The organism is Streptomyces calidiresistens (assembly GCF_014141525.1).
Taxonomy (GTDB): domain Bacteria; phylum Actinomycetota; class Actinomycetes; order Streptomycetales; family Streptomycetaceae; genus Streptomyces; species Streptomyces calidiresistens.
In genome coordinates, this window is sequence record NZ_VKHS01000260.1 from 1 (window position 1) to 6536 (window position 6536).

General features: G+C 73.0%; 6 protein-coding genes and 1 pseudogene. All 7 read left to right on the forward strand.

The window, feature by feature from the left end:
- Window positions 1-10 precede the first annotated feature (10 nt).
- Window positions 11-436, forward strand: coding sequence for a phage tail protein (locus tag FOE67_RS12665; RefSeq protein ID WP_182606460.1), 426 nt, complete (start codon window positions 11-13; stop codon window positions 434-436).
- A gap of 84 nt (window positions 437-520) precedes the next feature.
- A complete protein-coding gene (locus FOE67_RS12670; protein WP_182663650.1) occupies window positions 521-1243 on the forward strand; it encodes a CIS tube protein in 723 nt (240 codons plus the stop codon).
- On the forward strand, window positions 1243-3096 hold the full coding sequence (locus tag FOE67_RS12675) for a VgrG-related protein (protein ID WP_182663651.1): 1854 nt from the start codon (window positions 1243-1245) through the stop codon (window positions 3094-3096). The genes FOE67_RS12670 and FOE67_RS12675 overlap by 1 nt, the downstream gene beginning before the upstream one ends.
- A 111-nt stretch (window positions 3097-3207) precedes the next feature.
- Entirely contained in the window at window positions 3208-3642 is a 435-nt protein-coding gene (locus FOE67_RS12680; RefSeq protein WP_182663653.1) for a GPW/gp25 family protein, read from the forward strand.
- Window positions 3642-5600: a putative baseplate assembly protein gene (locus tag FOE67_RS12685; RefSeq protein ID WP_182663655.1), complete on the forward strand. Its 1959-nt coding sequence runs from the start codon at window positions 3642-3644 to the stop codon at window positions 5598-5600. The genes FOE67_RS12680 and FOE67_RS12685 overlap by 1 nt, the downstream gene beginning before the upstream one ends.
- A 17-nt stretch (window positions 5601-5617) precedes the next feature.
- A complete protein-coding gene (locus FOE67_RS12690) occupies window positions 5618-6154 on the forward strand; it encodes a phage tail protein (RefSeq protein ID WP_182663658.1) in 537 nt (178 codons plus the stop codon).
- A pseudogene (locus FOE67_RS12695) lies at window positions 6151-6536 on the forward strand (zinc ribbon domain-containing protein); the annotation flags it as partial. The gene FOE67_RS12690 and the pseudogene FOE67_RS12695, both read left to right, overlap by 4 nt.

Below are 6536 nucleotides of genomic sequence, written 5' to 3' on the forward strand. Positions count from 1 at the left end.
GGCCCGTCCCATGTCCGTGTTGCAGGACCCCGCCACCACCCCGTTCTTCCGTCTGACCATCGACGGCGACATCGTGGGCGACTTCAACAAGGTGGACGGGCTGGCCGTGCGGATGGAGACCGAGCAGTACCAGGAGGGCGGCAACAACGGATACGCCTGGCAGCTGCCCACCCGGATCACCTTCTCCACGATCCGGTTGACCCGCCCGGTGACCGAGGACTCCGCACGGATCGCCAAGTGGATCTCCTCCGTCCAGACCGGCATCGTCCGCCCCACGGGCGCGATCACGGCCCTCCTGGCCAACGGCACCGAGATCGTCACCTGGGGTCTGCTGGACGTCCTGCCGGTGGGGTGGACGGGCCCCGACTTCGACCCGGAGGGCAACTCGGTGGCCGTGGAGGTGCTGGAGATCGCCCACCACGGGTTCACCGACTGACGGCCGGTGCCACCGGCAGCGACGCACGCATCCACCGCGACAACCGATCCACCGCGACAACCGACCGAAGGGACACCCTCCGACATGGCCATGGGACCGCGCGGCGCGGGAGCGAGCCTGGTCCGCGCCTCGCTCGCCATCCACCAGCCGCCCAAGGGGGTCGGCACCAACCCCGGGGGGCTCATCGAGGAGTTCACCTTCGACTTCAACCCGGCCCAGCTGTCGCTGAGCCAGCGCGCCCAGTGGAAGGCCACTCCGACGGTGGCCGTGCGCGACGGCTCCATACCGCAGTTCATGGGGCCCGACCCCCGTGAACTGTCGCTGGAGATCTTCCTCGACAACTCGGAGGACCCCACCGACGACGCGGTGCTCAAAAAGGTGGAGGCGCTGTTGGCCTGCTGCGAGGTGACGGCCGAGAGCATCGCGGCCCAGCAGCCGTCGCCGCCGTGGGTGGTGCTCCGATGGGGGTCGTTCTCGACGGTGCACTTCACCGCCTACGTCGCCTCGGTCGATGTCACCTACTCGCTCTTCTCGACCACCGGAACGCCGATCCGGGCGACCTGCCGGATGGCCCTGCACGAGATCCCGGGTCGGACGGCGGGGCAGAACCCGACCTCGGGCGCCCTCACCGCACGGCGCGTGCACCGGGTCGTGGCGGGCGATTCCCTCCCCTCGCTGGCCTGGCGGGAGTACGGCGAGGCAGGGGCCTGGCGGGCCATCGCCGAGGCGAACGACATCGACGACCCGACCCGTCTGACGCCCGGCTCGGAACTGATGCTCCCGGCGGCCGGGGAGGTGAGGACCTGATGGCGGAGGTGGCGTTCTCCAGCGTTCTGGACGTGTCCGTCGGGGGAAAGGCTCTCCGCTCCGTCCAGGGCACCGAACTCGTGGAGGGATGGGTCAGCCAGGGCGCGGGAGTGCCGGCGGCGTTCCGGCTGGTCTTCCGGGACCCCCATTACACGGCCCTCGGTCTGCTGGGGGTGAAGTTCGGCACGCCCGTGGTGATCACTCCGGTCGCGGACGGACAGGGCATCGCCGACCCGCTGTTCACCGGCGAGGTGGCGGGCATGGAGACCGACTTCGACGGCGCGGGCTCGTTCACGATCATCCGGGGGTACGACCACGGCTTCCGGCTGATGCGGCGCAGCCGGGTGAAGGCGTACCGGGGGGAGACCGCCGCCTCGATCGCCCGCCGGTTGGCCTCGGAGAACGGGGTGCCGATCGGCCGGATCGACGCCACGGACGGCGAGTACGAGTTCATCAGCCAGTCCGGCGAGACCGACTGGGACTTCCTGGGCCGCCTCGCCGAGGAGAACAAGCGCGTCATGTCCGTCGACGCCGAGGGGAGGTTCCACTTCATCGACCCGAAGCCGGCCTCCGGCGCTCCCGCGCCGCAGGGGATCACCGACCCCAACCCCCTGGTGCTCCACGCCGGTTCCGACGTGCTGAACCTGCGGGCGGCCGTCACCGCCGGGGACCAGGTGAGCGGAGTGGAGGCACGGGGCTGGAACGTGGCCACGAAGCGGGAAGTGGTCGCCTCGGTCGCCAACCCCTCCACGAAGCGCTTCGGGATCGGCACCTCCCCCTCGGACGCGGCGGGGGCGTTCCCCGACGTCACCCTGGTGGACGCGGACCTCCCCCGGGACCGGGATCCGGACGCCGAACGGGCCGCGGCGGCACTCGCCGACGACATCGCCTCCTCCTTCGCCGAGTTGGAGATCAGCGTCCACGGCAACCCGAAGGTGCGTCCCGGCATCCCGGTGTTCCTGAACGGGGTCGGCGACCGGTTCACCGGCCGCTACACCATCACCTCCGTCGAGCACATCTTCGACGAGGGGGTGTACCGCACCACGGCGACGGTCAGCGGCCGGCAGTGGCGGTCGCTGTACGGAGTGGCCTCCGGCGGCGGCGGCCCCGCCTCCGGGTCGCGGCTGCCGGGCGTGACGATCGCGATCGTCGACGACGTGACGGACCCGCTCCGACAGGGGCGGGTGAAGCTCCGCTTCCCCTGGCTGGACGACACCTACGTCAGCGACTGGGCCCGGGTGACGCAGTGGGGCGGCAAAGGGGGCGGCGGGATCTTCCCGCTGGAGGTCAACGACGAGGTGCTGGTGGCGTTCGACCGCGGCGCCTTCGACCACCCCTACGTCGTCGGCGGCCTCTACAACGGCGTGGACGAGCCGACCCCGGTGAAGGATGTCCCGCTGTACGACGGCCCCCGGAACGAGGCCGCCCGGCACACCCTCTCCGACCGGCAGGGCAACCGGATCGACCTGCTCAGCCGGCGCGCCGGCCGCAACGGCGTACGCATGGCCAGCGGCGACGGCAAACTGACGATCAACCTGGATCGAACCGGGACCGAGATCACCATCGACAGCGACGGCGCCATCGCCATCACCGGCGGCGGGAACGTCTCGGTGGACGCCGGGGGAGACCTGACGCTGAAGGCGGGCCGCAAGCTCTCCCTGGCCAGCGGCGGCGACCTCGACATCCGCAGCCGGGGCAACCTGACCGCCGAGGGGCTGGGCGCCGTCGCCCTCAAATCCACGATGGGCCTCATGACCATCGACGCCTTCGCGCTCCTCACCATCACCGGGAAACCGATCATGATCAAGAGCCCCTTGCTGACCACCGTCAACAAGATGCCCTTCCCGCCCTGACGCCCGGCCGGCGGACCCCGCGCCGCCGGCGGACCCCACCGCGGCCCGCCGGCGGGCCCCACCACCAGAACTCGTCACCGCACCGGTCGGAGAAAGGCAGGTACACGGCCGATGGCCGAACAGTTCGTCGGATCGGGATGGTCGTTCCCCCTGCGCATCTCGCCCACCGGGGGCATCGCCCTGGTCTCCGGGGAGCGGGAGGTCGAGGAGTCGATCAGACTCGTGCTGGCCACCGCCCCCGGCGAACGGCCGATGCGCCCCGAGTTCGGCTGCGCCATCCACGACCTGGTGTTCGCCCCGATCAACGAGCAGACCGCCGGCCGCCTCCGGCACGAGGTGTACAGCAGCCTGGACCGTTGGGAGCCCCGCATCGAGGTGCACGACGTCCGCGTGACGCCCGGCGCCGGGTCCGGCGTGCTGTACATCGACGTCCGGTACGCGATCCGGGGCACCAACAACCCGCGCAGCCTGGTCTTCCCCTTCTACGTCATCCCGTCCCACGACGAGCCGGACACCCCGGGTCCCGCTTTCGAAAGCGAACACTGATGGCCCTGCCCTCCCCGAACCTCGACGACCGCCGCTTCCAGCAGTTCGTGGACGACGCCAAGCGCTTCATCCAGCGGCGCGCCCCCGAGTGGACCGACCACAACGTCTCCGACCCCGGGATCACGCTGGTCGAGACCGTCGCCCACATCGCCGACCAGATCGTCTACCGGCTCAACCGGGTCCCGGAGAAGAACCAGTTGGCCTTCCTCGACCTGGCCGGCATCACGCTCTTCCCGCCGTCGGCGGCCCGCGCGGAGGTCACCTTCCGGCTCAGCGCGCCGCAGGAGGAACCGGTCCGGGTGCCGCCGGGCACCGAACTGGCCACCTCCCGCCCCGAGAAGGGCGACGCGGTCGTCTTCGCCACCGAGCGGCCACTCACCATCGTCCCCTGCGAGCTGCGCCACCTGGCCGTGCACCACCACGGCGAGGCCGTCACCGACCGCACCGCCGACCTCGCCGAGGGCGTCGATTCGCGGTGCTTCGCGCAGACGCCGGCCCCCGGCGACTGCCTCCTGTTCGGCCTGAGCGCGGCCGTGCCGCACTGCACGGTGGTGCTCGACCTGGACAGCCGGGTGGACGGTGTCGGAGTCGATCCCCGGCAGCCGCCCCTGGCGTGGGAGGCGTGGACCGAGGACGGCTGGGCGGAGTGCGGGGTCGAGGAGGACGGCACCGGCGGGCTGAACCGGCCGGGACACCTGATCCTCCACGTGCCCGGCGGACACGCCCGCTCGCGCACCGGCGGCCGGCTCGCCGGCTGGCTGCGCTGCCGGGTCACCGAACCCGCCCCCGACCAGCCGTTCTACGCCGCCTCCCCGACCCTGCGCTCCGCCGAGGCCTACACCATCGGCGGCACCACCCCGGCCGTGCACGCCGAGACCGTGCACGACGAGGCGCTCGGCGAGGCCACCGGGCTGCCCGGCCAGCGGCTGACCCTGGCCCGCCGGCCGGTGGTCGCCGACGACCCGCCCGTCCTGCTCCAGACGGCCGAGGAGGGCGGCTGGACGGACTGGGAGGTCGTCCCCGACTTCGCCTCCTCCCGTCCCTACGACCGGCACGTCACCCTCGACGCGACCACCGGCACCATCGCCTTCGGCCCGGCGGTCCGCGAACCGGACGGCACGCTGCGGCAGTACGGCATGGTCCCCCCCAAGGGCGCGGTGATCCGGGCCCGCCGCTACCGCACCGGCGGTGGTCGCGCCGGGAACGTGGCGCGTGGCACGATCCGCGTCCTGCGCACCTCGGTGCCCTACGTCTCCGAGGTGGTCAACCGCGAGGCGGCGCGCGGCGGCGTGGACGGCGAGACGGTGGAGGAGGCCAGGCTCCGCGCGCCGATCACCCTGCGGGCGCAGGAGCGGGCGGTGACCCTGCGGGACTACGAGGAACTGGCCCGCCGCGCCGCGCCCGACACCGCGCGCATCACCTGCCTGGAGGGCGACCGGGACGAACACGGCGCGTACGCCGTGCGGGTGCTGGTGGTGCCGCAGGCCGTCCCCGACCCCGACGGACGACTGCGCTTCGAACAACTGGTGCCCGACGACGCGCTGCTGAGCCGGATCACCCGCCACCTGGACGAGCGGCGCCCGATCGGGACCCGACTGGCGGTCGGACCGCCCTACTACCAGGGCGTCACGGTGGTGGCGACGGTCCACGCCTTCCGGGGCACGGACACCGACCGCGTGCGCCGGGAGACCCACGACGCGCTCCACCGCCACCTGGACCCCCTCACCGGCGGCGTCGACGGACGCGGGTGGCCGTTCGGCCGACCGATCCAGGCCGGCGAGTTGTTCGCGGTGCTCCAGCGGGTGCCGGGCGTGGAACTGGTGGACCGGGTGACGCTGCACCCGGCGGACCCGATCTCCGGTAAACGCGGCGAGGGCACCGACCGGGTCGACCTGCGGGCGGAGGCCCTGCCGTTCTCCTTCGACCACCGGGTGCGCGTGATCGGGGACGACACGTGAGGGGCTCCGTCGACGGCATGGGTTCCTCCATGCCGATCGGGGCCATGCTGCCGGCCGTGTTCGCCGAGGACGACCTGGCGCAACGCTTCGTCGCCGGCCTGGACGAGGTGCTCGCACCGATCCTCGGCGTACTCGACTGCCTGGAGGCGTACTTCGATCCCCACCTCGCCCCCGGGGACTTCGTCCGCTGGGTGGGCACCTGGGTCGGTGCCGAGACCGACGGGCTGGAGGAGGACCACCGGCTGCGCGCCGCCGTCGCGGCCGCCGTCCACCTGCACCGCATCCGCGGCACCCGACGCGGCCTGTCCGAGGCGGTGCGGCTGGCGTTCGGCGCGGAGCCCGAGATCACCGAGAGCGGCGGCGCCGCCTGGAGCGCCCGGCCGCTCGGCCCGATCCCGGGGGAGGCCCGGCCCCGTCTCCACGTCCACCTGCGACTGCCCGACCCCTCCCCGTCCGACGAACACCGCCTCGACGCGCTCGTCGCCGCGGCTCGTCCCGCCCACATGCCGTACACGGTCCAGGTGTCGGCCATCGAGAGGAGCTTGGAGACATGACCGCTCACACCTGCGCCGACTGCGGCACCCGGGCGGAACCGGGACAGTCGTTCTGCGAGGCGTGCGGAGCCGTGCTGGAGTGGCGCCGTCCCTCGGCGGAGCCGTCCGCCGTTCCGGCACCCGCCCCGGCCGCCACGCCCTCCGAGCCCGTCCCGGAAGCGGCCCCGTCCGCGGCGGTTCCCGCCCTGGCCGCCGCGGTGGCCGCCGAGCCCGCCGAACCCGCCGAACCCGCCGGGCCCTCCGCTCCGGCGACCCCGCTCGCGGCGGGGGCCGGCGGTCCGGTGGCGGACCCGGAGGCACCGACCTTCCGGGACCGGCGCCTCACCCCGCCGTTCGACGGTCCGGTGCCGGGGAACGACACATTGGCGAAGGGGGCGCGCCC

Coding starts and splice junctions, on each gene's coding strand:
- FOE67_RS12665 (WP_182606460.1), top strand. CDS start 11: ATGTCCGTGTTGCAGGACCCCGCCACCACCCCGTTCTTCCGTCTGACC.
- FOE67_RS12670 (WP_182663650.1), top strand. CDS start 521: ATGGCCATGGGACCGCGCGGCGCGGGAGCGAGCCTGGTCCGCGCCTCG.
- FOE67_RS12675 (WP_182663651.1), top strand. CDS start 1,243: ATGGCGGAGGTGGCGTTCTCCAGCGTTCTGGACGTGTCCGTCGGGGGA.
- FOE67_RS12680 (WP_182663653.1), top strand. CDS start 3,208: ATGGCCGAACAGTTCGTCGGATCGGGATGGTCGTTCCCCCTGCGCATC.
- FOE67_RS12685 (WP_182663655.1), top strand. CDS start 3,642: ATGGCCCTGCCCTCCCCGAACCTCGACGACCGCCGCTTCCAGCAGTTC.
- FOE67_RS12690 (WP_182663658.1), top strand. CDS start 5,618: ATGGGTTCCTCCATGCCGATCGGGGCCATGCTGCCGGCCGTGTTCGCC.